The following is a 25470-nucleotide window of genomic DNA, read 5'->3' on the forward strand; positions in this document are numbered from 1 at the left end:
CCACATTCAAGAACGGCGTACTCGTCGAACGCGAGGACGACCACCACCCGCAGCCCGAAGGCAACGAATCAGGAGGTGACGCTCAAGCCGCGTGACACGCCGATCCACAGGTCTTGACTATTGCTCCGGTCGGCCGCCTCGGAACCAGGAGGACATCATGGCCAAGTACCTGTTGCTCAAGCACTACCGCGGCGACCACGAGATCGCGCCGGGCGGGCTCGTGCCGATGGACCAGTGGACGCCCGAGGAGGTCCGGGCGCACATCGACTTCATGGTCGCCGTCGCGCAGGACTTCAAGGAGCGCGGCGAGTTCGTCGGCGAGCAGGCGCTCACGCCGGAGGGCACGTTCGTCCGCTACGACGGCGCGGGCCGCCCGCCGGTCACCGACGGGCCCTTCGCCGAGACCAAAGACCTCATCGCCGGGTTCATGATCATCGACGTCGACTCCGAGGAGCGCGCCTACGAGGCCGCCGCGCAGCTCTCGGCCGCGCCCGGCCCCGGTGGAGAGCCGATCTGCGAGTGGATCGAGGTGCGCCCGGTCCTCGGCCAGCTGCCGACGGTCACCGAGTGAACGACCTCCTGCGCGACCTGCGACCGCAGGTGCTCGCCGTCCTCGTCGGCCGTGGGAACGATCCCGCGGCCGCCGAGGACGCCGTGCAAGAGGCGATGCTCGAAGCGTCGCGGCATTGGCCGACGGAGCGTCCCGACGATCCGAAGGCCTGGCTGATCCGGGTGGCTGGCCGCAAACTGATCGACGCCCGCCGCGCCGAGGAGGCCCGCCGTCGCCGCGAGGAACGCTTGGCCGCCGAGCCCGAGCCGGGCCCCACCGAACAGGCCGACGACACGCTCCTGCTGCTCAGCCGCTGCTGCCATCCCTCGCTCACCCCCGCCTCGGCCGTCGCCCTCACCCTCCGATCGGTCGGCGGTCTCACCACACGGCAGATCGCCGAGGCGTTCATGGTCCCCGAGGCGACGATGGCCCAACGGATCTCGCGTGCCAAACGCGCCGTCAGCGACGTCCGGTTCGACCAGCCTGGCGACGTCCGGGCGGTGCTGCGCGTTCTCTACCTGATCTTCAACGAGGGGTTCACCGGGGAGGTCGACCTCGCCGCCGAGGCCATCCGCCTCCCCCGACTCCTCGCGGCCACGACCGACGACCCCGAGGTCGACGGGCTGCTCGCCCTCATGCTGCTGCACCACGCGCGGCGGGCCGCCCGGCGCACCGCCTCAGGCGACCTCGTCCCGCTCGCCGAACATGACCGATCGCAGTGGGACACCGTGATGATCGCCGAGGGCGTCGCCGTCCTTCAAAGCGCGCTGGCGCGTGACCGACTCGGCGAGTATCAGGCGCAGGCCGCCATCGCCGCCCTCCACGACGACGCCCGATCCGCCGACGAGACCGACTGGCCGCAGATCGTCGAGTGGTACGACGAGTTGGCGCGGATCGCCGACAGTCCGGTCGTCCAGTTGAACCGCGCCGTGGCGGTGGGGGAGGCCGACGGACCGCTCGCCGGACTGCGCGCCGTCGCGGAGGTCGACCCCGCCACCCCACGTCACACCGCGGCGGCGGCCTATCTCCACGAGAAGGCCGGCGACCTCGCCCGCGCCGCCGCCCTCTACGCCGACGCCGCCGAGGCTGCCACCAACGAGCCCGAGCGGCGTCACCTCATCGCCCAGGCCGCCCGGCTTCGCCAGCGACCACACGGTGTTTAGGCTGGTCGCAACTGTTGTCTGAAGGATCGGGGGAGTCACCATGCGCGCAGTCCGTCATGAGTCCATCGCGGTGTCGCAGTCGGCGGATGCCGTGTTTCAGGCGGCGCTCGGCGTCGTGCAGAACGCGAAGAACACGAGGATCCTGGCGGTCCACGACCAGGCCCGCAAGATCGTCACGCGGGAGAAGCCGAAGATGTCGAACGCCAAGTTCCAGGAGGTCTGGGTGCAGGAGAACGGCGACGGCGCGACGCTGAACGTCGCCGTCGGGACCGACCCGCGCACGCCCAAGGCACTGCTGGACGGCAAGTTCAACGGCTCCTCGCTCGCCAAGCTCGTCGAGAACATCCAGGCGGTGCTCGCGGGCACCGCCTCGGCCCCCGTCACGCCGGTGCCGAACCACTACCTGCAGAAGAAGGAGCAGGTCGCCTGGCTCGACCCGAACGAGGACCCGCAGATCGAGCTCGACGGCAACCTGCTCGCCCTCTACGGCCTCTGAGCGATCTCCGTCTCCTCGACGAACCTGGCGGTCAGGGCGACCGGGCGGTCGGGGTCCTCGGTGGGCCGTCGTGGTCGAGCGCCCTGGCGAGGGTGTCGATCTTCTCCAGCGCCTCGACCGCCCGGCGGCGACGCGCGGGGTCGGGGGAGTCGAGGGCGTCGGCCAGCGTCGGGACCGGCTCGTCGCCCGCGCGGGCGAGCGCCCCGTAGAGGGTTTCCGCGACCGACGGATGCGGCTCGTCCAACGCCGCCTCGGCCAGTGCCGTCATCTCGCGCCGTCCCACGTCCGGCAGCGACAGGGCTCGGCCGTTTCATGCGCACCGATCATTCCCGCAACTTGTTCACCGCCAACGGATGGGCTAACGACACTGTGATCGTTCCGATGCACGAGGACATGGCCGTGAGCGAGGTCTTCGCGCGCCTGCCGTCCAACGATCCTCCAGTCCTCGTCGCGGTTCACCATCCGAACCGCGCTGACGGGGAGGTTTTCACCTTCCTGCGCGTCACGCCTCGCCCGTCGAACGCGTTCGGCGAGCAGGACGCAGGCGGCACCGCGACCATCGGCATGTTCGTGGACGCGATCCAGGGACGTGGGTCTGTGAACATCGCTGTCAGCGCCTGGCATGCCGTCGACGCTTCGAAGTTCTCCCTCGCGTCGGCGTGAGGCGCCGGCGTACCCTGACCTCATGAGCGACGTCACCGTCTTCCACCACACCGCCTGCTCGACCTCGCGGCACGCGGTGGAGGCGGCGGTGCGGGCCGGGGTCGAGATCGACGTGGTGCAGTATCTCAAGGCGCCGCTCGACCGGGACGCCCTGCTGGCGCTCATCGACAAACTCGAGGACGCGCCCGCCGACCTCGTGCGCAAGGACAAGTTCTTCAAGGAGCAGGGCCTCGACGCCGTCGGCTACACCACGCCCGAGCAGGTCGCCGACCTCCTCGTGGAGCATCCCAGGCTCATGGAACGGCCCGTGCTGGAGCGCGGCGACCGGGCGATCATCGGCCGTCCGAAGGATCGCGCGGAGGCCTTTCTCGCCGAGGGCTGAACGTCTGGCACAATAGGCCCTTGTGTCCGGCTTCGGTGAGGACCCTCTATCCAGTTCACCGGCTCCGGCCCCCGACCCACTCGGTGCGAGTCCCCACCCGCGCCGGACGTCATCAGTTCCGATTATCAAGGAGACACCACACCCGTGGCCGTCAAGATTCGCCTCAAGCGGATGGGCAAGATCCGCGCGCCGTTCTACCGCATCGTCGTCGCCGACTCGCGCACCAAGCGCGATGGTCGTGTGATCGAGGAGATCGGCACCTACAACCCCAAGACCGAGCCGTCGACCATCAAGGTCGACTCCGAGCGCGCTCAGTACTGGCTCGGCGTCGGCGCGCAGCCGACCGAGGCCGTCGCCGCGATCCTCAAGCTCACCGGCGACATCGGCGGCAAGCCGTCGCTGAAGGAGCCCGCGCCCAAGCCCGACAAGGCCGCGCTGTTCGACGCCGCGCTCAAGGAGCTGCACGCCGAGCCGAAGGCCGAGGCCACCACGCCGAAGAAGGCGGAGAAGGCTGAGGAACCGGCCGCCGAGGGTGCCGAGTCCTGAGCATGGCCGCTCCCACACGAGAGGTCGTCGAACACCTCGTCAGCGGCATCGTCGACCACCCCGACGAGGTCGATGTGCGCGCCAAGCAGACCCGACGCGGCGAACTGTTCGAGGTCCGGGTCAATCCCGAGGACCTCGGCAAGGTCATCGGACGCAAGGGCCGCACGGCCTCGGCGATCCGCACGGTGACCGCCGCCGTCGCCGGCGACGCCGCGCGCATCGACTTCGTCGACGTCGACCGCCAGCGCTGAGGAGGGCACGATGACCGTCACGGTCGTCGTCGGTCGCCTGGGCCGTGCCCACGGGATCCGCGGCGAACTGGCCGTCGAACCCCGCACCGACGAGCCCGAGCGCAGATTCGCGCCGGGCTCGTCTGTCGTGTGCGGGGGACGTCGCCTCACGGTGAAAACCGCCCGTCCGCATGGGCAGAAGCTCGTCGTGCGCTTCGTCGAGGTCGCCGACCGCACCGAGGCCGAGACGCTGCACGGCAAGATCATCGAGGCCGAGGTGCCCGACGACGAGATCCCTACCGACGAGGACGCCTTCTACGACCGGCAGCTCGTCGGCCTGACCGTCCGCTCCGGCGGCGCCGACGTCGGCACGGTCCGGCGCGTCGACCACCTGCCGGGCCAGGATCTGCTGGTCGTCCGGACCCCGACCGGCGAGGTCCTCGTGCCCTTCGTGGAGGCCCTCGTCCCCGAGGTCGACCTCGACGCGGGCGTCGTCACCGTCGCCGACGTCCCCGGCCTGCTGAACCCCGGCCAGGCCGACGAGGCGCGCGACTGATGCGTCTCGACATCGTCTCGATCTTCCCCGAGTATCTGCGCCCCCTGGAGCTGTCGCTGCCGGGCAAGGCGCGCAAGAACGGCCTCATCGAGATCGCCACCCACGACCTGCGCGACTGGACCGACGACCGGCACCGCACCGTCGACGACACCCCCTACGGCGGGGGAGCGGGCATGGTCATGAAGCCCGAGCCGTGGGGCCGCGCCCTCGACGACCTCGCCACCGACGACTGCGTCGTGGTCGTGCCCACCCCCTCGGGACTCCCCTTCACCCAGGCCGACGCAGAGCGGCTCAGCGGCGAGTCGCACCTGCTCTTCGCCTGCGGCCGCTACGAGGGCATCGACCAGCGCGTCGTCGACGAGGCGGGCGAGCGCTGGCGGGTCGAGGAGATCTCCCTCGGCGACTTCGTCCTCAACGGCGGCGAGGTGGCCGCTCTCGCCATCATCGAGGCCGTCGTGCGCCTGCTGCCCGGCTTCATGGGCAACCCCGACTCCATCGTGGAGGAGTCGCACTCGCTCGACGGTCTCTTGGAGTACCCCGTCTACACCAAACCGGTCGCGTGGCGCGGCCGCGAGGTGCCCGACATTCTGCTGTCGGGCCACCACGCGAAGATCGCCGCCTGGCGGCGCGAGCAGTCGCTGGAGCGCACCCGTGAGCGCCGCCCCGACCTGTTGGGCGAGTGACCTCGTTCACCTGCGTGTCACGGGAATTTACGCGTATAGGGCGTGCGTAATCTCGCCGTAACGCAGTGGGCGACCTTCCTGAAACCTTGGTCGCCAAGGATGTTCTCGGGTCCTCCAAGAACAGCAGTGTGGCTGTGGGACGCCGAAGTAAACACCACAACCAGTACAACGAGGTTGATATGTCTCTCGAACTTGCGTGGCTGCTCATCTGTGCGGCTCTCGTGATCTTCATGACGCCAGGCCTGGCGTTCTTCTACGGCGGCTTGGTCAAGGCCAAGTCGGTGGTCGCCATGATGATGCTGAGCTTCGGTTCGATCATCGTCGTCGCGCTGCTCTACACGCTGATCGGCGCCGGCATCGCATCGCAGAACGGTGCGGACTCGAACGCGTTCTTCGGCAACCCGTTCTCGGACTTCGCCCTGCGCGAGACCGCCACGGCCCTCGGCGACAGCGATCCCGAATCGTACGGCCTGTTCGCCGGACACGCCTTCCTGGTGGCCTTCTGCATCATCACCGTCGCCCTCGTCTCGGGCGCGGTCGCTGATCGCGCGAAGTTCTGGCCGTGGATGCTCTTCGCCGCCCTGTTCTCCGTCGTCGTGGTGTTCCCGACGTTCCGCTGGCTCTGGGGCCTCGACGCCGAGGGCGATTTCGACGGCTGGCTCGCGAACGACGTCTACGGCTTGGGGGCCTCCTTCGACTGGGCCGGCGGCACGGTCATCCACCAGTCGGCCGGCGCTGCGGCGCTGGCGCTCGCGCTGGTCCTCGGCAAGCGCAAGATCGGCTTCTCGAAGGAAGAGGCTGTCAGCCACAACGTTCCGCTCGTCCTCATCGGCGCCGCGATCCTGTGGTTCGGCTGGTTCGGCTTCAACACCGGCGTCCACGGCGGCGACGTCGACTCCACGGGTCTGATCTTCTTCAACACCCTGATCGCTCCGGCCGCCGCCGCGTTCGGCTGGATCGTGGTGGAGAAGTTCAAGGACGGCAAGTCCACCGCCGTGGGCGCCGCTTCGGGCATCGTCGCCGGCCTCGTGGCCATCACCCCGGCCTGTGCGGCGCTGACCCCGCTGTGGGCCATCATCCTCGGCCTGGTCTCGGGCGCCATCTCGGCGCTGGCCGTCGAGCTGAAGTTCAAGTTCGGCTTCGACGACTCGCTCGACGTCGTGGGCATCCACCTCGTCGCCGGCTTCATCGGCTGCGTCTACATCGGTCTGTTCGGCACGGTCGGCGTGGACGTGGAGAGCGTCCTCTCCGACGGCAAGTTCAGCCTGCTCGGCGCCCAGGTGCTGTCGTCGCTGACGGTGATCGCCTTCTCCTTCGTGGCGAGCTTCGCCATCGCCCTCGGGATCGAGAAGACGATCGGCTTCCGCGTGAAGGAAGAGGACGAGATCGCCGGCATCGACTCGGTGCTGCACGGCGAGGGATACGCGATCGACTGATCGCGACGCTCGTCTGACAGAGCCAGGGACGCCCGCCGGATACGCTCCGGCGGGCGTCCCGTCCTGTCGACCCCGTGTCCTCGCGAGGACACGGACATGGCAAAATGGTGCGCTGTTGTGATCGCCGCTGCCGTGGGGGCGGCGATCAGCTATGTACGACCCCCTGTCGCCGTTCGGCGACAGCGACACGAACACACCGTTCGGCGGCCTACGGCGCCTGCGAGGAGCACATCATGACCAACATCGTCGATCAGATCGCCGACGCGTCGCGTCGCGACGACATCCCGGAGTTCCGCGCCGGCGACACCGTCAAGGTGCACGTGAAGGTCGTCGAGGGCAACCGCTCCCGCGTCCAGGTGTTCCAGGGCGTCTGCATCAAGGTGCAGGGCTCCGGCATCGGCCGCACGTTCACGGTCCGCAAGGTCAGCTTCGGCGTCGGCGTCGAGCGCACCTTCCCCCTGCACACCCCGGTCATCGAGAAGATCGAGGTCGCCACCCGCGGCGACGTGCGCCGCGCCAAGCTGTACTACCTGCGCAACCTGCGCGGCAAGGCGGCCAAGATCAAGGAGAAGCGCGAGGACTGAGCGCGTCGCTCGGACCGATTCGCTCCCGCACCGTAGGCTCTCGTCGTGACGACGCGCAAACAGCAACGGCATCGTAAAGGCCTGCCGATCTGGCAGGAGTCCCTGATCCTGGTGGTCGTCGCAACCGTCATGGCGATCGTCGTCAAGACCTTCTTCCTCCAGGCGTTCTACATCCCGTCGGAGTCCATGCAGCCCACGCTGCTGGTCAACGACAAGCTCCTGGTCCAGAAGGTCTCGCTGTGGAGCGACGAGCCCGAGCGCGGCGACATCGTGGTCTTCGACGACCCCGGCGACTGGCTGGGGCCCGACGAGCAGCACGAGCCGACGAACGTCGTCTCGAAGGGGTTGTCGTCCGTCGGCCTGCTGCCCACCGGCGGCCACCTCATCAAGCGGGTGATCGGCGTCGGCGGCGACCACGTCCAATGCTGCGACGGCAGCGGCCGCATCATGGTCAACGGCGAGCCGATCGACGAGCTCTATGTGCTCGACCCGACGGCCATCCGCCACCGCGAGTTCGACGTCACCGTCGACGAGGGCTATCTGTGGGTCATGGGCGACAACCGGGACAACTCGGCCGACTCCGTGGCCCACCTGGGCGATCCGGGCGGCGGCCAGGTGAGCGTCGACTCGGTGGTCGGCATCGCCTGGGTGCGTATGTGGCCGTTGAACCGCATGGGCGGACTCGACGACGCCGGGGAGGTCTTCGAGAACGTCCCCGACGTCCCGATGGAATGACCGTCCGGCTCACGGGTCGGGCGATCCGGCGCGACGCGGGACTCTACGGCTACGAGCGGGCGCTGCGCCGCCGCGGCCTCGCGCCGGTGGCGGGTGTCGACGAGGCGGGACGGGGCGCGTGCGCGGGTCCGTTGGTGGCCGCCGCAGTCGTGCTGGAACGAGAGATCCCGGGACTGGCCGACTCCAAACTATTGACTCCCGCGCGGCGCGACCGCTGCTACGACCTGGTCCTCGAACGGGCCGGCGACGTCGCCGTCGTGGTCGTGTCGGCCGCCGACTGCGACCGTATGGGGGTGCAGCGCGCCAATGTCGAGGCGTTGCGGCGCGCGCTCGCGCGGCTGTCGGTGCGGCCCGGGTACGTGCTGACCGACGGCTTCCCCGTCGACGGGCTGGGCGTGCCCGGCCTGGCGATGTGGAAGGGCGACCGGGTCGCGGCGTCCATCGCGGCGGCGTCGGTCGTGGCGAAGGTGACGCGCGACCGGATCATGGCCGACCTGCACGAGGAGCACCCGGTCTACGACTTCGCCACGCACAAGGGCTACGCCACCGCTGCGCACGAGGCCGCCTTGCGGCAGCATGGGCCCTGTCGGGAGCACCGGCACAGTTACGCCAACGTCAAGAAGGCCGCGGCGGCCCTGACCACACAGGAACACGGGGACCATGAGCACTGAGAACGTCGAGAAGTTCGAGGCCGAGGCCGAGCTGGCGCTGTACCGCGAGTACCGCGAGGTCGTGAAGGTCTACCAGTACGTCGTGGAGACCGACCGCCGATTCTATCTGTGCAACGGGGTCGACGTGAAGGTGCGCTCGGAGACCGGCGACGCCTACTTCGAGGTGACGCTCACCGACGCGTGGGTGTGGGACGTCTACCGCTCGGCGCGCTTCTCCGAGCAGGTCAAGGTGCTCACCTTCAAGGACGTCAACGTCGAGAAGCTCAAGGACGCCCGCCATCAGCGACCGCCGAAGGCGCGCTGACATGCCCGCGGCCCGCCCGTTGCCGCCCCCGCCCCGCGCGACGGGTGGCGCCGGACGGGGACTGGTCTGGCTGCTGGCCGTCGTGGCGGTGCTCGTGGTCGTCACCGTGGCCGTGGTGCTGTTGGTCCGTGACCGGGCTCCGGCGCTGACCGAGTCGGAGGCGCGCGAGGCCTATGACACGCTCGTCGAGGCGGTCGAGGATCGCGACTGCGCGCTGTACGAGAGCCTCACGACCGCGGACTTCCGTGACGAGGTGGACGACCTCGGCTACCAGTGCGACGCCTGGGAGGAGGCTGAGACCGGGTCGGCGACCTGGTCGGATCTCGAACTCGACGACGAGATCGAGATCGACGGCGACACCGCGACGCTCGTCGTGGAGGGCACGGTGGTGGTCGAGTACGCCGAGGACGACTTCATCGACACCGAGCGGTTCCGCGCGGCCTTCCAGGTGCGTCGGGTCGACGGCGAGCCGCGCTTCGCGCAGGGCCGCCTCGACGAACTCGACGAGTAGTTTTCCACAGGGGTTGTGACGAAGTGAGTCACACTGTCCACAGGTCGGAAAAAACCGGTGGCGGCACGGTGACCTCGCGGCGAGGCTCGGCCTATGAGCTACGCACGCAATCAGGCCGTAGCGGCCTATGGGGAACGCATCGCCGCCGACCATCTGCGGTCGGCGGGCATGGACGTCGTCGACCGTAACTGGCGGTGCCGTCAAGGGGAGATCGACATCGTCGCGCGGGACGGCACGACCGTCGTGGTCTGCGAGGTCAAGACGCGCAGCACCGACCGCTACGGCGGCCCGGTCGAGGCGGTCACGGCGCGCAAGGCCGAGCGGCTGCGGCGGCTCGCCCACGCCTGGCTCGAGGCGCACGACGAGCAGCCGGAGGGATTGCGCATCGACGTGGTCAGCGTCGTGGTGCCCTCCCGCGGCCGGGCGAAGGTCACCGCGATCCGAGGGGTCGCGTGATGGCCGGGCGGGCGCTGTCGGTCACCCTCGACGGGCTGACCGGGCGCGTGATCGAGGTCGAGGCCGACATGGTCGGCGGCATCCCGACGACGGTGATCGTCGGGCTGCCCGACGCGAGCGTCAGCGAGGCGCGCGACCGCTGCCGCTCGGCGGTGGTCAACTCCGGGGCGCCGTGGCCCGACCAACGGGTCACGGTCAACCTGGCCCCGTCGACGCTGCCGAAGTCCGGATCGCACTACGACCTCGCCATCGCGATGGCCGTGCTGGCCGCGCAGAAGGCGGTCGCGCCGGAGACGCTGTCCGGCACGGCGTTCGTGGGGGAGCTGGCGCTCGACGGGCGGCTGCGGGCGGCGCCGGGCGTGCTGCCGGCCACGCTCGCGGCGGCCGACGGCGGCTGTTCCCACGTGGTGGTGCCGGAGGTGAACGTGCCGGAGGCCGAGCTGGTCGACGGGATCACGGTCACCGGGGTGCGGTCGCTACGGCAGCTGGTGGCGATGATGACGGGCGAGGAGCAGCCGGACGACCCGCCGGTGCCGCCACTGGAGGCCTCGGGGGCGCAGCCGTGGGGGTCGTCCGAGCGCCTCGCCCGGCTCGACCTGGCCGACGTCGCGGGGCACGAGGACGTCCGGCTGGCGGTGCTGGCGGCCGCCGTCGGCGGCCATCATCTGGCGATGGTCGGCCCGCCCGGCGTCGGCAAGACGATGCTCGCGCAGCGGCTGCCCGGCCTGCTGCCCGACCTGGAGCGGCAGGACGCCATCGAGGTCAGCGCGGTCCACTCGGTCGCGGGCCTGCTGCCCAGCGACACGCCGCTGCTAACCCGCCCGCCCTTCCTCGACCCGCACCACACGGCGAGCGCGGCGGCCATCGTGGGCGGCGGCAGCCGTCAGGTGCGCCCGGGCGCGATGAGCCTGGCCCATCGTGGCGTGCTCTTCCTCGACGAGGCGCCGGAGTTCGCCAGCAATGTGCTGGAGGCGTTGCGGCAGCCGTTGGAGAGCGGCCGGGTCGTGGTGGCGCGGGCCGCGCAGACGGCGGTCTATCCGGCGCGCTTCCAGCTCGTGCTCGCCTCGAATCCCTGCCCGTGCGGACAGGCGGCGAGCCTCGACGGCTCGTGCCGCTGCACCCCGGCGATGCGGCGGCGGTACGGCGAGAAGCTGTCGGGGCCGATCCGCGACCGGATCGACATCCGGCGCACCCTCACCGCGCCGACGCGTCCGGAGCTGGCGGCGTCGGTCGCGCCGGGGCGGGGCACCGCCGAGCTCGCCGAGCGTGTGCGGCTGGCCCGCGAGCGGCAGCACGAGCGATACGCGGACACCCCGTGGCGGCTCAACGCCGACGTGCCGGGGCCGGAGCTGCGGCGGCAGTGGCCGGTCGCGGAGTCGGCGCGGCTGCTGCTGGAACGGAACCTCCGTTCAGACCGTCTCAACCCGCGCAGCGCCGACCGCGTGCTGCGCCTCGCGTGGAGCATCGCCGACCTGCTCGGGCACGACCGGCCCACCGACGAGGACGTGCGCACGGCGCTGAGCCTGCGGTCCGACCTGCCGCTCGACGCCTCGATGCGGGAGTTGGTGAGCGCGGAATGAACGGCGATCAGCGCGACCGGCTCACGGTGTCCCTGGCCGCCGAGCCCTTGGACGCCTCGCTGCGCCAATGGGTCGCCGACCGTGGCGTCGCGGTGGTCGCGGCGGCCTGCCGGGGCGAGAACGGCCTCGACGTGCCGGAGGAATGGGCCGACCGTTGCCGTCCCGGAGTCGTCGACTCTCTGGTGGAACGGGCCGAGACGGGGGAGTTCCGCTGGGTCGTGCCCGGCGACGCCGAGTGGCCGGTCGCCCTCGACGACCTCGCGGGACTCGACGCGGCCCCGTGGGGCCTGTGGGTCCGGGGGCCTCGGCCGTTGGTCTGCGGCCGTTCGGTGGCGGTGGTCGGTGCGCGCTCCTGCACCACCTACGGCGCCGAGATGGCCGGCGACATCGGCGCCGACCTGGCCGACCGCGACTGGACGGTGGTCAGCGGGGCCGCCTTCGGCATCGACGCCTGCGCCCACCGAGGGGCGCTCGCGGTCGGCGGCGGCACCGTCGCGGTGCTGGCCTGCGGGGTCGACGTGGTCTATCCGCGCGCCCACGCGGCCCTGCTGGACCGGATCGGCGCGCACGGCTGGATCGTTAGCGAGCACGCGCCCGGAGCCACACCGCAGAAGCACCGTTTCCTCACCCGCAACCGGCTGATCGCGGCGTTGAGCGCGGGTACGGTCGTGGTCGAGGCGGCCACGCGCAGCGGCTCGCTCAACACGCTGCACTGGGCCGACCGGCTGGGACGGCTGTCGATGGCGGTGCCCGGTCCCGTCCAGTCCCAGCAGTCGCAGGGCGTCCATCGCGCCATCCGCGAGGGCGAGGCCGTGTTGGTGACGTCGGCGGCCGAGGTCGCCGAGGAACTGGACGGCGTCGGATGGGCTGCGCGGGAGGCGGACCGGGAGGTCGGCGAGCAGGCGCGGCGGGCGCTCGACCTGCTCCGCGCCGAGCCGGGGCGCTCGGTGGTGGCCGTCGCGGGCACGCTGGGCGTGCCCGTGGCCGAGGCGCGCGCCCAGCTGTGCCTGCTGGAACGGCGGGGTCTGGCCCGGCCGGGAGCGGACGGTTGGGAGGCCTGCGGCGAGGTGTGACCGGTCGTCGGCGAAGCTGGATCAGTGAGCGACGCCGCCGACCTGGCCTGGGATCGGGCCATCGAGGACTACCGCCGCCATCTGGCGGTGGAGCGGGATCTGTCCGAGCACACGGTGCGCGGCTATGCGGCCGACGTCCGGGGCTTGGCCGATCACGCCGAGCGCATGGGCGTGCGCGAGCCGTCGGCGCTGTCGCTGCAGGTGGTGCGCAGCTATCTGGCGGCGCAGCGCTCGTTGGGACGGGCGCGTTCGACGCTCGCCCGACGGGGCGCCTCGGCCCGTGACTTCACCGCCTGGCTCCAGCGGACGGGCCGTTCCGAACAGGACGCGGCGGCGTCGCTGGTCACGCCGTCCGGCCGTCGGGAGCTGCCCTCGGTGGTCAGTGCCGCCGACATGCGGGCGGTGCTCGACGCGGCCGCCGAGCGGGTCGAGACGGACTCGGCGACGGGGCTGCGCGACCTGGCGATCATGGAGACGCTGTACGCCACGGGAGTGCGGGTCAGCGAGCTGGCCGGGCTCGACCTGGGCGACGTCGACCGGGCGCGCGGCGTCGTGCGGGTCTTCGGCAAGGGCCGCAAGGAGCGCTCCGTGCCGTGTGGCCGTCCCGCGCTGGAGGCTATCGAACGGTGGGTCGCGTCGGGACGACCCGAGTTCGCGACCGAGGCCAGCGGGCGGGCGCTCTTCCTCGGCGCGCGCGGCGGCCGGATCGACCCCCGGGTGGTGCGCGAGGTCGTGCATCGACGGCTCGCCGCCGTGGACAGCGCGCCCGACCTCGGCCCGCACGGCCTGCGCCACACCGCCGCCACGCATCTGCTCGACGGGGGAGCGGACCTGCGGTCGGTGCAGGAGTTCCTCGGCCACGCCTCCATCGGCACCACCCAGATCTACACCCACGTCAGCGACGACCGCCTCCGCGCCGCCTTCCGCCAAGCCCACCCCCGCGCCTGAGGGTGCTCACAACAGGGGCGCCGGGTCGACGAACTGGCCGTTCTCCTGGACGGAGAAGTGCAGGTGGCAGCCGGTCGAGGAGCCGGTGGTGCCGACCGCCCCGACCTTCTGCCCGGCGCTGACGGTCGAGCCGACGCTCACGCTCGTCGAGGTGAGGTGGCTGTAGGACGTGACGAGGCCGCCGCCGTGGTCGACCTCGACCCGTGTGCCATAGGCGCCGGCGGAGCCCGCGAGGCGGACCGATCCGGCCGCCGCCGCGACCACAGGGGTGCCGCACGGAGCCCCGAAGTCGACGCCGTCGTGCAGCTTGTAGACGCCGGTCACCGGATGGACGCGCATGCCGAACGCGGACGTCACAGGTCCCTCGACCGGCGGCGCCAGCGTGCCGTCGCCGAGCAGGGGCGGCTCGGGCACCGGGCCGTCGGGGTCGATCAGCTGGTAGCGCCCGCCCAACAGCTCGGCCGGGTCGAGGTAGGTCTCGCCCTCCAGGCGGCCCAGATGCAGGCAGGCCGCCGCGCCGCATCCGGTGTGCCCGGCGAGCAGCGTCCCGATCGGCTCGCCCGCCCTGACGGCGTCCCCGACCTCCACCGTCGCCGCGACCGGCAGATAGGTCGACCGCTCGGCGCCGTGGCTCACCGTGACGACCGGCCGGCCGCCGACCTGGCCGACGAAGGCGACGGTGCCCGCCGCGACGGCGCGCACCGTCTCGCCGGGCGACCCTGCGAGGTCGACGCCGCGATGGCCGGGGCCGTAGTCGTGCGCCGGCGGCGCGAACTCACGGGCGATGGAATGGTCCGACAGCGGCCAGGTCCAGCGCTGTCCCGCCGAGGCGGGCGGAGCGAGGAGGCCGAGCCAGAGAGCCGAGAAGAGGACGAGGGGGACCAGGTGACGAGTACGCATACGCCCACACCACCGGCTTCGCCCGCCGCGCGCCAGCATGATTTCCGAACCTGTGGACAGTGTGACTCGACTTTCACGAGGCCTGTGGATTTCTCCGCCGAGGACGCGTGCCCTAGTATGGAGGCACGCTCCCGTCCGCGGGAGCGAATTCGCGCGTCAGCGGCGTCCTCGCACCTTCGGGTCGGAGGAGGCCCTGAGAACCCTGGTCCGGCTTCGTCCGGCGGCTCTCAGGTGGCGCCAGGGCGTCGACGGAGGGTCGGCGCGACAACCAGGAACAGGGCGCAGCTGTGCCCGGAAATGAGAGAACATGGCCGTCGTGACCATGCGTCAGCTGCTGGAGAGCGGTGTCCACTTCGGACACCAGACCCGCCGCTGGAACCCCAAGATGAAGCGCTTCATCTTCACCGAGCGCAACGGCATCTACATCATCGACCTGCAGCAGTCGCTGGCCTACATCGACGCGGGCTACGACTTCGTCAAGACCACGGTCGCCCGTGGCGGCACGATCCTGTTCGTCGGCACCAAGCGCCAGGCGCAGGAGCCGGTCGAGGAGCAGGCCAAGCGCGTCGGCATGCCCTACGTCAACCAGCGCTGGCTGGGCGGCATGCTCACCAACTTCTCCACGATGCACCAGCGTCTCCAGCGCATGAAGGAGCTCGAGGAGATCGACTTCGACAACGTCGCCGGCTCGGGCCGCACCAAGAAGGAACTCCTTCAGATGCGCCGTGAGTACGACAAGCTCAACCGCACCCTCGGCGGCGTGCGCGACATGGCCCGCACGCCCTCGGCGCTGTGGATCGTCGACACCAAGAAGGAGCACCTGGCGGTCGACGAGGCCAAGAAGCTCGGCATCCCGATCGTCGCGATCCTCGACACCAACTGCGACCCCGACGAAGTCGACTACCCGATCCCGGGCAACGACGACGCGATCCGCTCGGTGGCGCTGCTGACCCGCGTCATCGCCGACGCCGTGGCCGACGGCCTCATCTCGCGCGGCGGCGCGAAGACCGGCGAGGAGGCCGCGGGCGACGAGCTCGGCGCGGGCGAGCCGCTGGCCGAGTGGGAGACCGAGGTCCTCGCGGGCGACAACGCCGAGGCCGCCCCCGCCGCTGAGGCTGCCGAGGCCGCTCCGGAGACCGAGGCCGCTCCGGCCGCCGAGGCTCCCGCCGAGAGCTGATCCTTCCCTTTCCCTTCTTTATCCGAGAACGAGGTAGACACATGGCGATTGCCGCCGCAGATGTCAAGAAGCTCCGCGACGCGACCGGCGCGGGCATGATGGACGCCAAGAAGGCCCTTGTCGAGGCCGACGGCGACTTCGACAAGGCCGTCGAGATCCTCCGTATCACCGGCGCGGCCAAGGCCGCCAAGCGTGGCGCGGAGCGCGAGGCCACGGCCGGCCTGGTGGCCGCGTCGGGCAACGCGATCGTCGAGCTCAACTCCGAGACCGACTTCGTGGCCAAGAACGAGCAGTTCATCGAGCTGGCCGACACGCTGGCCGCCGCCGCGGACGCCGCCCGTCCGGCCGACGCGGAGGCCTTCGCGCAGGTCGCGCTCGCCGACGGCAAGACCGTCGCCGAGACGATCAGCGAGCTGGCCGCGGTCATCGGCGAGAAGCTCGAGCTGGGCCGCGTGGCGACCTTCGAGGGTCAGACCGCGACCTACCTGCACCGTCGCGCCAGCGACCTGCCCCCGGCCGTCGGCGTGCTCGTGGAGTTCACCGGCGACGACGCCGACGCCGCCCGCGGCGCGGCCATGCAGGTCGCGGCCATGCGCCCGCGCTACCTGACCCGCGAGGAGGTGCCCGCCGACGTCGTCGCCAAGGAGCGCGAGATCGCCGAGGCCACCGCCCGCGAGGAGGGCAAGCCGGAGCAGGCCATCGCGAAGATCACCGAGGGCCGCCTCAACGGCTTCTTCAAGGAGAACGTCCTCCTGGAGCAGCCGTCGGTCACCGACAACAAGAAGACCGTCAAGGCGGTCCTCGACGCGGCCGGCGTGACCCTCAGCGGCTTCGCCCACATCGAGATCGGCGCCTGATCGGGTTCTGACCAGCGAGAACGCCCCCGCCCTCGGCGGGGGCGTTCTGCGTATCCGATAGCCTGTCGTCCCATGGCTCGCCGTGTGTTGCTCAAACTGTCAGGTGAGGCCTTCGGCGGTGGCGCGATCGGGATCGACCCCGACGTCGTCAGCCGCATCGCCGCGCAAGTGGTCGAGGCCGTCCGCTCCGACGTCCAGGTCGCGATCGTCGTCGGAGGAGGCAACTTCTTCCGGGGGGCCGAGCTCAGCCAGCGCGGCATGGAGCGCGGTCGCGCCGACTACATCGGCATGCTCGGCACCGTCATGAACGCGCTCGCGCTGCAGGACTTCATCGAGAAGCAGGGCGTCGAGACGCGCGTGCAGTCGGCCATCGCGATGGCCCAGGTCGCCGAGGCGTACATCCCGCGCCGCGCCGTGCGCCACCTGGAGAAGGGCCGCGTCGTCATCTTCGGCGCCGGCGCCGGTATGCCCTACTTCTCCACCGACACCGTCTCCGCGCAGCGCGCCCTGGAGATCAAGGCCGACGCCGTCCTGATGAGCAAGAACGGCGTCGACGGCGTCTACGACTCCGACCCTCGCGAGAACGCCGACGCGCGGCGCCTCCACGAGGTCAACTTCGACGACGCGCTGCGTCAGGGCCTCAAGGTCGTCGACGCGGCGGCCTTCGCGCTGTGCATGGAGAACAAGCTGCCGATGATCGTCTTCGGGATGGAGGGCGAGGGCAATATCGTGCGGGCCCTGCGGGGTGAGAAGATCGGCACGCTGGTCCACGCCGGGCCGCCCACCACCACAGGAGAGACATCGTGATCGACGAGACGCTGTTCGAGGCCGAGGAGAAGATGGACAAGGCCGTCGAGCACACGCGCGAGGAGTTCGCCGCGATCCGCACCGGTCGGGCCCATCCGGCGATGTTCGCCCAGATCACGGCGGAGTACTACGGCACGCCCACGCCGCTGCAGCAGTTGGCCAGCTTCCTGGTGCCCGAGCCGCGCACGGTCGTCATCAGCCCCTACGATCTGAGCGCCAAGAGCGCCATCGAGAAGGCGATCCGCGACTCCGACCTCGGCGTGAACCCGAGCGACGACGGCAAAGTGCTGCGCGTGACGCTGCCGGAGCTGACCGAGGAGCGCCGCAAGGAGTACATCAAGCTCGCCAAGTCCAAGGCCGAGGAGGGCCGCGTCTCGGTGCGCGCCGTGCGTCGCAACGCCAAGCAGGCGCTCGACAAGGCGGAGAAGGGCTCCGAGATCAGCCAGGACGACAACACCGCCGCCGAGAAGCGTCTCGATGCCCTGACGCGCACGTACGTCGACACCATCGACGACCTGCTCAAGGGCAAAGAGGCCGACCTGTTGGAGGTGTGAGCGTCCGATGAGCCATTCCGTCACTCCGCCCGCCGAGAAGAAAGACCACGGACGGGCCGGCCGCGACCTGCCCGCCGCCATCGGCGTGGGCGTCGGCCTGGTCGCGTTGGTCCTGGCCTCGCTCTTCTGGAAGAAGGACCTGTTCGTCCTCGTCGTCGTGGTCGCGCTGCTCGTGGGCCTGTGGGAGCTCAAGCGCGCCTTCGCGACCGCGGGCATCCGGATCCCGGTGCTGCCGGTCGCCCTCGGCGGCACGGTCATGCTGGCGTCGGCCTTCTACGCCGATATGGAGGCGACCGCCTTCGCGATGTCGCTGACGGTCATCGCCACGCTCGTCTGGCGGCTCGCCGACGGCGCCGACGGCTTCGTCCGCGACGTCAGCGCGGGCGTGTTCTGCCTGGCGTATCTGCCGCTCATGGGCGTGTTCGTGCTGCTCATGCTCGTCGAGGACGACGGACCGTGGCGCATCGTGGCGTTCATCGCCGCGACGGTCGCCTCCGACGTCGGCGGCTACGCGGCGGGCGTGCTGCTCGGCAAGCATCCGATGGCCCCGAAGATCAGCCCGAAGAAGTCCTGGGAGGGCTTCACCGGCTCGTTGCTGACAGGCATCGGCGTGGGCGTCCTGACAGTCGTCCACCTGCTCGACGGCCACTGGTGGGTCGGCGTCGTGCTCGGCGTCGGCGGCGTGGTCATGGCGACCCTCGGCGACCTGTCGGAGTCGCTCATCAAGCGCGACCTCGGCATCAAGGACATGGGCGACCTGCTCCCCGGCCACGGCGGCCTCATGGACCGCCTCGACTCCCTCATCGCGGTGGCCCCCATCGCCTGGGTGGTCCTGCACTACTTGGTTCCAGTCTCCTGAATCTCATCGTGGGCGGGGTGTGACACACCCCTGAAACCTGGATGAGGCAGGGTGGACGCATGGCGATCAAAGTCGGGTTGGAGCACCGCACGTCGTACGACTTCGACCGGCCGGTGAGATTGAGCCCGCATGTGGTGCGGCTGCGGCCCGCGCCGCACGCGCGCACGCCGATCGAGGCGTACTCGATGCGGGTCGAGCCGGCCGGGCACTTCGTGAACTGGCAGCAGGACCCCTTCGGCAACTGGCTGGCGCGGCTGGTCTTCCCCGAGCCGGTCGAGCGGCTGGAGGTGACCGTCGGGCTCGTCGCCGACCTGACGGTGGTCAACCCCTTCGACTTCTTCACGGAGGAGTACGCCGAGCGGTTCCCCTTCGCCTACGAGGAGGGCTTGAAGGCCGACCTCGCGCCCTATCTCGCGCCGGTCGTCGAGGAAGGGCACGACGGGCCCGGACCGCTCGTGCGCGCCTGGCGGGACGCCCTGCCGGACCTGCCCGCCGACGGCGTGCCGACGGTCGACTTCCTGGTGGCCCTGAACGCCGCCGTGCACCGCGACGTCGAGTACTCGGTGCGCATGGAGCCCGGCGTGCAGAGCCCCGACACCACCCTGCGCCGCCGGATCGGCTCGTGCCGCGACAGCGCCTGGCTGCTCGTCTCGCTGCTGCGCCAGTACGGACTCGCGGCGCGCTTCGTGTCGGGCTACCTCGTGCAACTGGCGACCGACCCGCTCGTCGCCGCGCAGGCCCTCGACGGCCCGACCGGCGCCACCGAGGACTTCACCGACCTGCACGCCTGGGCCGAGGTGTTCATCCCCGGCGCGGGCTGGGTCGGCCTCGACCCGACGTCGGCGCTGTTCGCCGGGGAGGGGCACATCCCGCTGTCGGCCACGCCCGACCCCGCCTCGGCCGCGCCGATCACCGGGATGATGGAGCCCGCGGAAGTCGCCTTCGACTTCTCCAACGTCGTCACCCGCGTCCACGAGGACCCCCGCGTCACCCTCCCGTACACCGACGAGGCGTGGGCGCGGATCGACGCGCTCGGCGAGGCCGTCGACGAGCGCCTGGCGGCCGACGACGTCCGGTTGACGATGGGCGGCGAGCCGACCTTCGTGTCCATCGACGACATGGCCGCCGAGGAGTGGAACACCGCCGCCGACGGCGAGGACAAACGTCGCCTCGCCGGAGAGCTGGCCGCGCGGCTGCGGGAGGTCTACGCGGGCGGCGGCGTGGTCCATCGCGGGCAGGGCAAGTGGTATCCGGGCGAGCCGCTGCCGCGCTGGCAGATCGCGATGCAGTGGCGGACCGACGGCGAGCCGATCTGGCGCGACCCGACGCTGCTCGCCGACCCCTGGACGCCCGACGAGGCCCGCGACGACGCGCCCGAACGCGCCGAACGACTCGCCGCCCGGATCGCCGAGACGCTGGGCCTCGACGCCGACGCGGTGATCCCCGCTTGGGAGGACCCGCTGGCCGCCTTCGCCGCCGCCCTGCGCCAGCCGGACGGACCGCCGCCGGCCGACGTGCCCGAAGAGCTGACGGCCTCCTGGGCCGCCGCGCTCGACGCCCGCGAACAGGCGCCTGCCGGATGGGTGCTGCCGCTCGTGCCCGAGGACGACGTCTGGACGAGCCCGCAGTGGTCCTTCCGTCGCGGGCGCCTCGTGCTGACCCCCGGCGACTCGCCCGTCGGCCTGCGGCTGCCGCTCGACGCGATCGCCTGGGAGCCGGCCGAGCCCGCCGGCGACCCCTCCTATCTCACCGCCGCCGCGCCGCTGACGCCGACGCTGCCCAGCGTCATGCGGATCGAGCCGGAGGACTCGCCGACCACGGCGCTCGCCGTCGAGGCCCGCGACGGCTTCGTGCATGTCTTCCTTCCGCCGACCCAGCGGCTCGAGGACTACGTCGGGCTGCTCGCCGTGGTGGAGCAGGCCGCCGCGAAGGACGTCACGCCCGTGGTGGTCGAGGGCTACGGACCGCCGCCGGACGCCCGGCTCACCCAACTGGTCGTGACGCCCGACCCCGGCGTCATCGAGGTCAACGTGCAGTCCAGCCGCACCTGGGCCGAGCTGCGCGACCTCACCGACACGCTCTACGCCGCCGCCCGCGAGACCCGCCTCGGCACCGAGAAGTTCGACCTCGACGGCCTGCACACCGGCACCGGCGGCGGCAACCACATCACCCTCGGCGGCTCCACCCCGGCCGACTCGCCGCTGCTGCGCCGTCCCGACCTCCTCGGCAGCCTCATCGCCTACTGGCAGCGCCACCCCTCGCTGTCGTACCTGTTCTCCGGACGCTTCATCGGCCCGACCAGCCAGGCGCCGCGCTTCGACGAGGGCCGCCCCGAGGCCGTCTACGAGATGGACATCGCGCTGTCGGAGCTGCGCCGCCTCGCCGCCGACCCCGACGGCGACCTGCCCGCCCGCCCCTGGATGGTCGACCGGGTGCTGCGGCACCTGCTCACCGACCTCACCGGCAACACCCACCGCGCCGAGTTCTGCGTCGACAAGCTCTACAGCCCCGACTCCTCGCGCGGGCGCCTCGGACTGTTGGAGCTGCGCGGCTTCGAGATGCCGCCGCATCCGCAGATGGCGATGGTCCAGGCGCTGCTCGTGCGCTCGCTCGTCTCGATGCTGTGGCGCGCGCCCGACACCGCCCCGCTCGTGCGCTGGGGGACCGCCTTGCACGAGGACTTCCTGCTGCCGCAGGGGGCCGCCGCCGACATCGCGCAGGTCGTCGCGGACCTGAACGAGGCCGGGATCGCCTTCGAGCAGAGCTGGCTCGACCCCTTCGTCGAGTTCCGCTTCCCGCGCATCGGCAAGGCGCTCGTCGAGGCGCGCGGACACAGGGCCGAGCTGGAACTGCGCGCCGCCGTCGAGCCGTGGCACGTGCTCGGCGAAGAGGCCACCGGCTCCGGCACCGCCCGCTACGTCGACTCCTCGCTGGAGCGGTTGCAGGTGCTCGTGCGGGGAGTCGACCCGCACCGCCATCTCGTGACGTGCCAAGGTGTGACGGTGCCGTTGACATCGACCGGGACGCCCGGGGAGTTCTACGCGGGCGTGCGCTACCAGGCGTGGCAGCCCTGGTCGGCGCTGCACCCGACCATCGAGCCGCACTCCCCGCTGCGCTTCGACCTCGTCGACGCGCACACGCAGATGTCGCTCGGCGGCTGCACCTACCACGTCGTGCATCCGGGCGGCCGCAGCTACGATCACCCGCCGGTCAACGCCGCCGAGGCCGAGGCCCGACGCGGCAGCCGTTTCGAGGCCTTCGGCCACACGGCGGGCCGGATCGACGTCGCCGCGGTCCGGGAGCGGGGCGCCCGCGCCGCCGCGCCGGAGTACCCGCGCACCCTCGACCTGCGACGCGCCGACGTGACGCGCACGGAGCGCGATTGACCGTGCTGAAGGAGTACACGGACGCGCTGGAGCAGTCGCCGTCCGGCATCGTGCGCTATGACGAGATAGTCGGTTCCGACGGGGATTTCCGTCCGGCATGGAAGACCGTCACGACCTCGGCGCTGGCGCTCGACAGCAACGCGCTGCGCCGGGTCAGCAGCGACGCCGCGCGCCTGCTCAGCGACGACGGCGTGCGCTACTCGCGGCCGGGGGAGTCGCCGTCGTCGTGGCGGCTCGACCCGCTGCCGGTCATGGTGGCGGCCGAGGACTGGTCGACCTTGCAGGCCGGCCTCGTCCAGCGCGCCGAACTGCTGAACGCGCTGCTGGTCGACCTGTACGGGCCGCAGCGGCTGCTGGCGGGCGGCGTGATCCCGCCCGCCGTCGTCTTCGCCCACTCCGGCTTCCTGCGCGCGCTGCGGGGGAGCAGCCCCGAGGCGTCGCCGCTGGCCATCGCCGCCGCCGACGTGATCCGCACCGTCGACGGGGAGTGGCAGGTCGTCGCCGACCGGGCCGGCGCCCCGTCCGGCCTCGGCTACGCGATGGAGAACCGCCGCGTCGTCAGCCGGGTCATGCCCAAGCTGTACCGGGAGGCCGGGCCGCACCGTATCGCTCCGTACCTCCATGCGCTGCGCGACACGCTCCTCGACGCCGCCCCGCGGGAGACCGACGACCCCCGTGTCGTCCTGCTGTCGCCCGGCCCGCGCTCGGAGACCTCCTACGACCAGGCCTATCTCGCCTCCCGCCTCGGCTTCCCGCTGGTGCAGGGCAGCGACCTCGTCGTGCGCGACGGGGTCGTCTGGACCCGCGCGGTCGGCGAGCTGCAGCGCGTCGACGTGATCGTGCGGCGGGTCGACGCGGCCTGGAGCGACCCCTTGGAGCTGCGCGGCGACTCCCAGCTCGGCGTCACCGGCCTGGTGGAGGCGGTCCGTCGGGGCACGGTGCGGGTCGTCAACGGTCTCGGGTCGACGGTCCTGGAGAACCCTGGCCTCACGCCCTTCCTCGCCCGCGCCTGCGAGGAGCTGCTGGGCGAGCCGCTGCGGCTCGCCTCGCCGTGCGCGCACTGGCTGGGCGACCCCGACGAGCTGGCAGCCGTCCGCGACCGTCTCGACGAGTTCGAGGTGCGGGTGGTCGACCCGGCCGGCTCCCGGCGCGAGGAGCGCGGGACGCCCGGGGAGCTGCTCGCCCGGATCGTCCGCGCCCCGCACCGCTTCGTCGCGCAGGAGCGACCCCGGCACTCGCAGACCGTCGCCTTCGGCCCGCTCGGCCTCCGCCCGGAGCCGGTGGTGATCCGCGCCTTCACGATGCGGCACGGGTCGGGCTACCGCGCGCTCATGGGCGGTCTGGCGACGGTCGTGGAGACCGGGCGCACACCGCGCAGCAAGGACGTGTGGGTGCTCAAATCGTCGCCGGACGAGGCCGACCAGCGGTTGGTCGAGCACACCCCGTCGGTCACCGCCAGCGCCCCGGCCGCCGTGCCGCGCGTGCTGGAGGACATGTTCTGGATCGGCCGCTACGCCGAGCGGGCCGAGGACACGCTGCGGCTCGTGCTCGCCGCGCACGGCCTGGCCGAGGACTTCCGCGGGCGTCCGGCCGCCTCGGTCGGCCTGCGGACGCTGCGGGTGCTCGTCGCCCAGTTGCGCGGTCTCAGTCCGTCGATGGTGGACGAGGACGACTTCGACGCGGAGTTCCGTTCGCTGCTGCTCGACATGTCGCGTCCGGCGTCGGTGGCGCAGTCGGTCGCGGCGCTGCGCGAGGCCGCCCAGTCGGTGCGCGACCAGCTCTCGCCCGACGTGTGGCGCGTCTTCGCCTCCATCGACCGGGCCGCCGCCGCGCTCGGCCCCGACGCCCCGAGCCCGCAGGTCAATGAGAGCGCCGGACGCATGCTCACCGCCATCTCGGCCCTGCACGGCGTCTCCGACTCGATGATGCGCGACGACGGCTGGCGCATGATGATGTTCGGCCGGGCCGTCGAACGCTGTCAGCAGGTGGTGCGGCTGCTCGACGGCGCGGTGACCGTGCGGCGCGGCGTCGACGTCGACCGCAACGTGCTCGCGACGGCCCTGACCGTCGCCGAGAGCGCCGTGACGCATCGTCGCCGGTACCGCGGCTCCCTCGGACCCGAGGGCGTGGTCGACCTGCTGCTGTCCGACGAGGCCAATCCGCGCTCGGTGGCCTTCAACCTCGCCCGCGCGGCGGAGCTGCTGGCCGCGCTGACCGGGTCGACGGGGGCCACGCGGCCCGAACGGCTGCTCGACGACCTGCGCGAGGAGGTGGCGGGCGTGGACGCCGCCGCGCTCACCCGCTACGAGGACGACCGCCGCCCGGAGCTGGAGAGCCTGCTCGGCTCGGTCCGCTCGCTGTTGAACCGGCTGGCCGACGCGGTCGCCGAGACGCACCTGGTCGCCGCGCCCACGCCGCGTTCCTTCGACCTCGTCACGATGGGAGGCGAGGCGCGATGAACGGAACGCGCTACCGGGTCCGTCACACGACGATCTACGAGTACGACGACGACGTCACCGACAGCTACGGGCTCGCCCACATCACCCCTCGGTCGCTGCCCTGGCAGTTCGTGACCGACCATCGCGTCGAGACCGATCCGGGCGCCGCCGACCAACGGACCTCCGAGGACCACTTCGGCAACACCGCGACCTATTTCCAGGTCGACGAGGACCATCGGCGGCTGCGCATCGAGGCGCGCTCGGAGGTGCATGTGCTCACCGCGCCCCGCGACGCGACGGCCGACGGACAGTCGTGGGAGCGCTGCCGTCCGACCGAGCGCGGCGACGTCGCCGACGCCTGGCAGGCGGTCGAGTTCGCGCTGCCGTCCGACCTCGTGCCGTTCCACGAGCGGGCCCGCGACTACGCGAAGGTGTCGCTGACGCCGGGCCGCTCCATCGTGGAGGCCTCGGTCGAGCTGATGCGCCGCGTGCACGCCGACTTCGCCTACAAGCAGGGCGCGACGACCGTCAGCAGCACCATCGACGACCTGTTCGAGACGCAGGCCGGCGTCTGCCAGGACTTCGCCCACCTGACCCTCGCCTGCCTGCGCGCGCACGGCCTCGCCGCCCGCTACGTCAGCGGATACCTCGCCACCGACCCGCCGCCCGGCAAGCCGCGGGTGGTGGGCGCCGACGCCTCGCACGCCTGGCTCGCGGTGTGGGTGCCCGGAGGCGGCTGGCTCGCCCTCGACCCGACGAACGACCAGTTGGCCGGGGAGAAGTACGTGACCGTCGCCTGGGGTCGCGACTACGCCGACGTGCCGCCGGTCAAGGGCGTCATCTTCAGCGAGGCCTCCTCGTCGACCCTCGACGTGGAGGTCGACGTGGAGCCGGTGGCCGACACCGCTCTCTGAGACGATGGCGT

At 71.5% G+C, this 25470-nt stretch carries 29 protein-coding genes; 27 read left to right on the forward strand and 2 right to left on the reverse strand.

Annotated features, from left to right (window positions below; translation table 11 throughout):
* Positions 1 to 157 precede the first annotated feature (157 nt).
* The 3 genes from QM621_RS03310 to QM621_RS03320 are packed head-to-tail and all read left to right on the forward strand — an operon-like array spanning position 158 to position 2209.
* Positions 158 to 571 carry a YciI family protein gene (locus tag QM621_RS03310; protein WP_414988931.1) on the forward strand — a complete coding sequence of 138 codons (414 nt, stop codon included), beginning with the start codon at positions 158 to 160 and terminating at the stop codon, positions 569 to 571.
* The gene (locus tag QM621_RS03315; RefSeq protein WP_414988932.1) at positions 568 to 1713 is read left to right on the forward strand and encodes an RNA polymerase sigma factor; all 1146 of its coding nucleotides are present in this window, start codon (positions 568 to 570) and stop codon (positions 1711 to 1713) included. Before QM621_RS03310 ends, QM621_RS03315 begins: the two co-directional genes overlap by 4 nt.
* Before the next feature lie 40 nt (positions 1714 to 1753).
* Complete coding sequence (locus QM621_RS03320) at positions 1754 to 2209, forward strand: hypothetical protein (RefSeq protein ID WP_414988933.1); 456 nt, start codon at positions 1754 to 1756, stop codon at positions 2207 to 2209.
* Positions 2210 to 2240: 31 nt separating this feature from the next.
* On the opposite strand, the gene QM621_RS03325 is transcribed toward QM621_RS03320, so the two are convergent.
* Complete coding sequence (locus QM621_RS03325) at positions 2241 to 2477, reverse strand: HEAT repeat domain-containing protein (protein ID WP_414988934.1); 237 nt, start codon at positions 2475 to 2477, stop codon at positions 2241 to 2243.
* Between the two features lie 44 nt (positions 2478 to 2521).
* Here QM621_RS03325 and QM621_RS03330 point away from each other — a divergent pair, with 44 nt between their 5' ends.
* The 16 genes from QM621_RS03330 (at position 2522) to QM621_RS03405 (ending at position 13567) form a co-directional block, all read left to right on the forward strand.
* Positions 2522 to 2872, forward strand: coding sequence for a hypothetical protein (locus QM621_RS03330; protein WP_414988935.1), 351 nt, complete (start codon positions 2522 to 2524; stop codon positions 2870 to 2872).
* 22 nt (positions 2873 to 2894) lie between these two features.
* Positions 2895 to 3254 carry an ArsC/Spx/MgsR family protein gene (locus tag QM621_RS03335; protein ID WP_414988936.1) on the forward strand — a complete coding sequence of 120 codons (360 nt, stop codon included), beginning with the start codon at positions 2895 to 2897 and terminating at the stop codon, positions 3252 to 3254.
* Between the two features lie 144 nt (positions 3255 to 3398).
* Positions 3399 to 3800, forward strand: a complete 402-nt coding sequence (rpsP, locus tag QM621_RS03340; protein WP_414988937.1) for a 30S ribosomal protein S16 — start codon at positions 3399 to 3401, stop codon at positions 3798 to 3800.
* Positions 3801 to 3802: 2 nt separating this feature from the next.
* A complete protein-coding gene (locus QM621_RS03345) occupies positions 3803 to 4051 on the forward strand; it encodes an RNA-binding protein (protein WP_414988938.1) in 249 nt (82 codons plus the stop codon).
* A 10-nt stretch (positions 4052 to 4061) separates the two neighbouring features.
* Positions 4062 to 4586, forward strand: a complete 525-nt coding sequence (rimM, locus tag QM621_RS03350; protein WP_414988939.1) for a ribosome maturation factor RimM — start codon at positions 4062 to 4064, stop codon at positions 4584 to 4586.
* Positions 4586 to 5269, forward strand: coding sequence for a tRNA (guanosine(37)-N1)-methyltransferase TrmD (trmD, locus tag QM621_RS03355; RefSeq protein WP_414988940.1), 684 nt, complete (start codon positions 4586 to 4588; stop codon positions 5267 to 5269). Before rimM ends, trmD begins: the two co-directional genes overlap by 1 nt.
* A gap of 179 nt (positions 5270 to 5448) precedes the next feature.
* Complete coding sequence (locus QM621_RS03360) at positions 5449 to 6705, forward strand: ammonium transporter (RefSeq protein WP_414988941.1); 1257 nt, start codon at positions 5449 to 5451, stop codon at positions 6703 to 6705.
* A 233-nt stretch (positions 6706 to 6938) separates the two neighbouring features.
* Positions 6939 to 7289, forward strand: coding sequence for a 50S ribosomal protein L19 (gene rplS / locus QM621_RS03365; protein ID WP_414988942.1), 351 nt, complete (start codon positions 6939 to 6941; stop codon positions 7287 to 7289).
* A gap of 45 nt (positions 7290 to 7334) precedes the next feature.
* Positions 7335 to 8024: a signal peptidase I gene (lepB, locus tag QM621_RS03370; RefSeq protein WP_414988943.1), complete on the forward strand. Its 690-nt coding sequence runs from the start codon at positions 7335 to 7337 to the stop codon at positions 8022 to 8024.
* Positions 8021 to 8695, forward strand: coding sequence for a ribonuclease HII (locus tag QM621_RS03375; RefSeq protein WP_414988944.1), 675 nt, complete (start codon positions 8021 to 8023; stop codon positions 8693 to 8695). Before lepB ends, QM621_RS03375 begins: the two co-directional genes overlap by 4 nt.
* A complete protein-coding gene (locus tag QM621_RS03380; RefSeq protein WP_414988945.1) occupies positions 8685 to 8999 on the forward strand; it encodes a DUF2469 family protein in 315 nt (104 codons plus the stop codon). The genes QM621_RS03375 and QM621_RS03380 overlap by 11 nt, the downstream gene beginning before the upstream one ends.
* 1 nt (position 9000) lies before the next feature.
* Positions 9001 to 9510 (forward strand): hypothetical protein, encoded by a 510-nt coding sequence (locus QM621_RS03385; RefSeq protein WP_414988946.1) that lies wholly within the window; start codon positions 9001 to 9003, stop codon positions 9508 to 9510.
* A 93-nt stretch (positions 9511 to 9603) separates the two neighbouring features.
* Positions 9604 to 9966, forward strand: a complete 363-nt coding sequence (locus tag QM621_RS03390; RefSeq protein WP_414988947.1) for a YraN family protein — start codon at positions 9604 to 9606, stop codon at positions 9964 to 9966.
* Positions 9966 to 11546: a YifB family Mg chelatase-like AAA ATPase gene (locus QM621_RS03395; protein ID WP_414988948.1), complete on the forward strand. Its 1581-nt coding sequence runs from the start codon at positions 9966 to 9968 to the stop codon at positions 11544 to 11546. The genes QM621_RS03390 and QM621_RS03395 overlap by 1 nt, the downstream gene beginning before the upstream one ends.
* A complete protein-coding gene (dprA, locus tag QM621_RS03400) occupies positions 11543 to 12619 on the forward strand; it encodes a DNA-processing protein DprA (RefSeq protein ID WP_414988949.1) in 1077 nt (358 codons plus the stop codon). Before QM621_RS03395 ends, dprA begins: the two co-directional genes overlap by 4 nt.
* 24 nt (positions 12620 to 12643) lie before the next feature.
* On the forward strand, positions 12644 to 13567 hold the full coding sequence (locus QM621_RS03405) for a tyrosine recombinase XerC (RefSeq protein WP_414988950.1): 924 nt from the start codon (positions 12644 to 12646) through the stop codon (positions 13565 to 13567).
* Positions 13568 to 13573: 6 nt separating this feature from the next.
* On the opposite strand, the gene QM621_RS03410 is transcribed toward QM621_RS03405, so the two are convergent.
* On the reverse strand, positions 13574 to 14467 hold the full coding sequence (locus QM621_RS03410) for a peptidoglycan DD-metalloendopeptidase family protein (protein WP_414988951.1): 894 nt from the start codon (positions 14465 to 14467) through the stop codon (positions 13574 to 13576).
* 307 nt (positions 14468 to 14774) lie between these two features.
* On the opposite strand from QM621_RS03410, the gene rpsB reads away from it, so the two are divergent.
* The 8 genes from rpsB to QM621_RS03450 all read left to right on the forward strand — a co-directional run bounded on the left by rpsB (position 14775) and on the right by QM621_RS03450 (position 25459).
* Complete coding sequence (gene rpsB, locus QM621_RS03415) at positions 14775 to 15644, forward strand: 30S ribosomal protein S2 (protein ID WP_414988952.1); 870 nt, start codon at positions 14775 to 14777, stop codon at positions 15642 to 15644.
* Between the two features lie 41 nt (positions 15645 to 15685).
* Positions 15686 to 16501 carry a translation elongation factor Ts gene (tsf, locus tag QM621_RS03420; RefSeq protein ID WP_414988953.1) on the forward strand — a complete coding sequence of 272 codons (816 nt, stop codon included), beginning with the start codon at positions 15686 to 15688 and terminating at the stop codon, positions 16499 to 16501.
* Between the two features lie 72 nt (positions 16502 to 16573).
* Positions 16574 to 17308, forward strand: coding sequence for a UMP kinase (gene pyrH / locus QM621_RS03425; RefSeq protein WP_414988954.1), 735 nt, complete (start codon positions 16574 to 16576; stop codon positions 17306 to 17308).
* Positions 17308 to 17862: a ribosome recycling factor gene (frr, locus tag QM621_RS03430; protein WP_414989019.1), complete on the forward strand. Its 555-nt coding sequence runs from the start codon at positions 17308 to 17310 to the stop codon at positions 17860 to 17862. The genes pyrH and frr overlap by 1 nt, the downstream gene beginning before the upstream one ends.
* Positions 17863 to 17869: 7 nt before the next feature.
* Positions 17870 to 18721, forward strand: a complete 852-nt coding sequence (locus tag QM621_RS03435) for a phosphatidate cytidylyltransferase (RefSeq protein WP_414988955.1) — start codon at positions 17870 to 17872, stop codon at positions 18719 to 18721.
* A gap of 59 nt (positions 18722 to 18780) precedes the next feature.
* Entirely contained in the window at positions 18781 to 22107 is a 3327-nt protein-coding gene (locus QM621_RS03440) for a DUF2126 domain-containing protein (RefSeq protein WP_414988956.1), read from the forward strand.
* A 2-nt stretch (positions 22108 to 22109) separates the two neighbouring features.
* On the forward strand, positions 22110 to 24566 hold the full coding sequence (locus QM621_RS03445; RefSeq protein ID WP_414989020.1) for a circularly permuted type 2 ATP-grasp protein: 2457 nt from the start codon (positions 22110 to 22112) through the stop codon (positions 24564 to 24566).
* Positions 24563 to 25459 carry a transglutaminase family protein gene (locus QM621_RS03450; protein WP_414988957.1) on the forward strand — a complete coding sequence of 299 codons (897 nt, stop codon included), beginning with the start codon at positions 24563 to 24565 and terminating at the stop codon, positions 25457 to 25459. Before QM621_RS03445 ends, QM621_RS03450 begins: the two co-directional genes overlap by 4 nt.
* Positions 25460 to 25470: the final 11 nt, after the last annotated feature.

The organism is Aeromicrobium sp. (genome assembly GCF_047606445.1).
Classification (GTDB): Bacteria; Actinomycetota; Actinomycetes; order Propionibacteriales; family Nocardioidaceae; genus Aeromicrobium.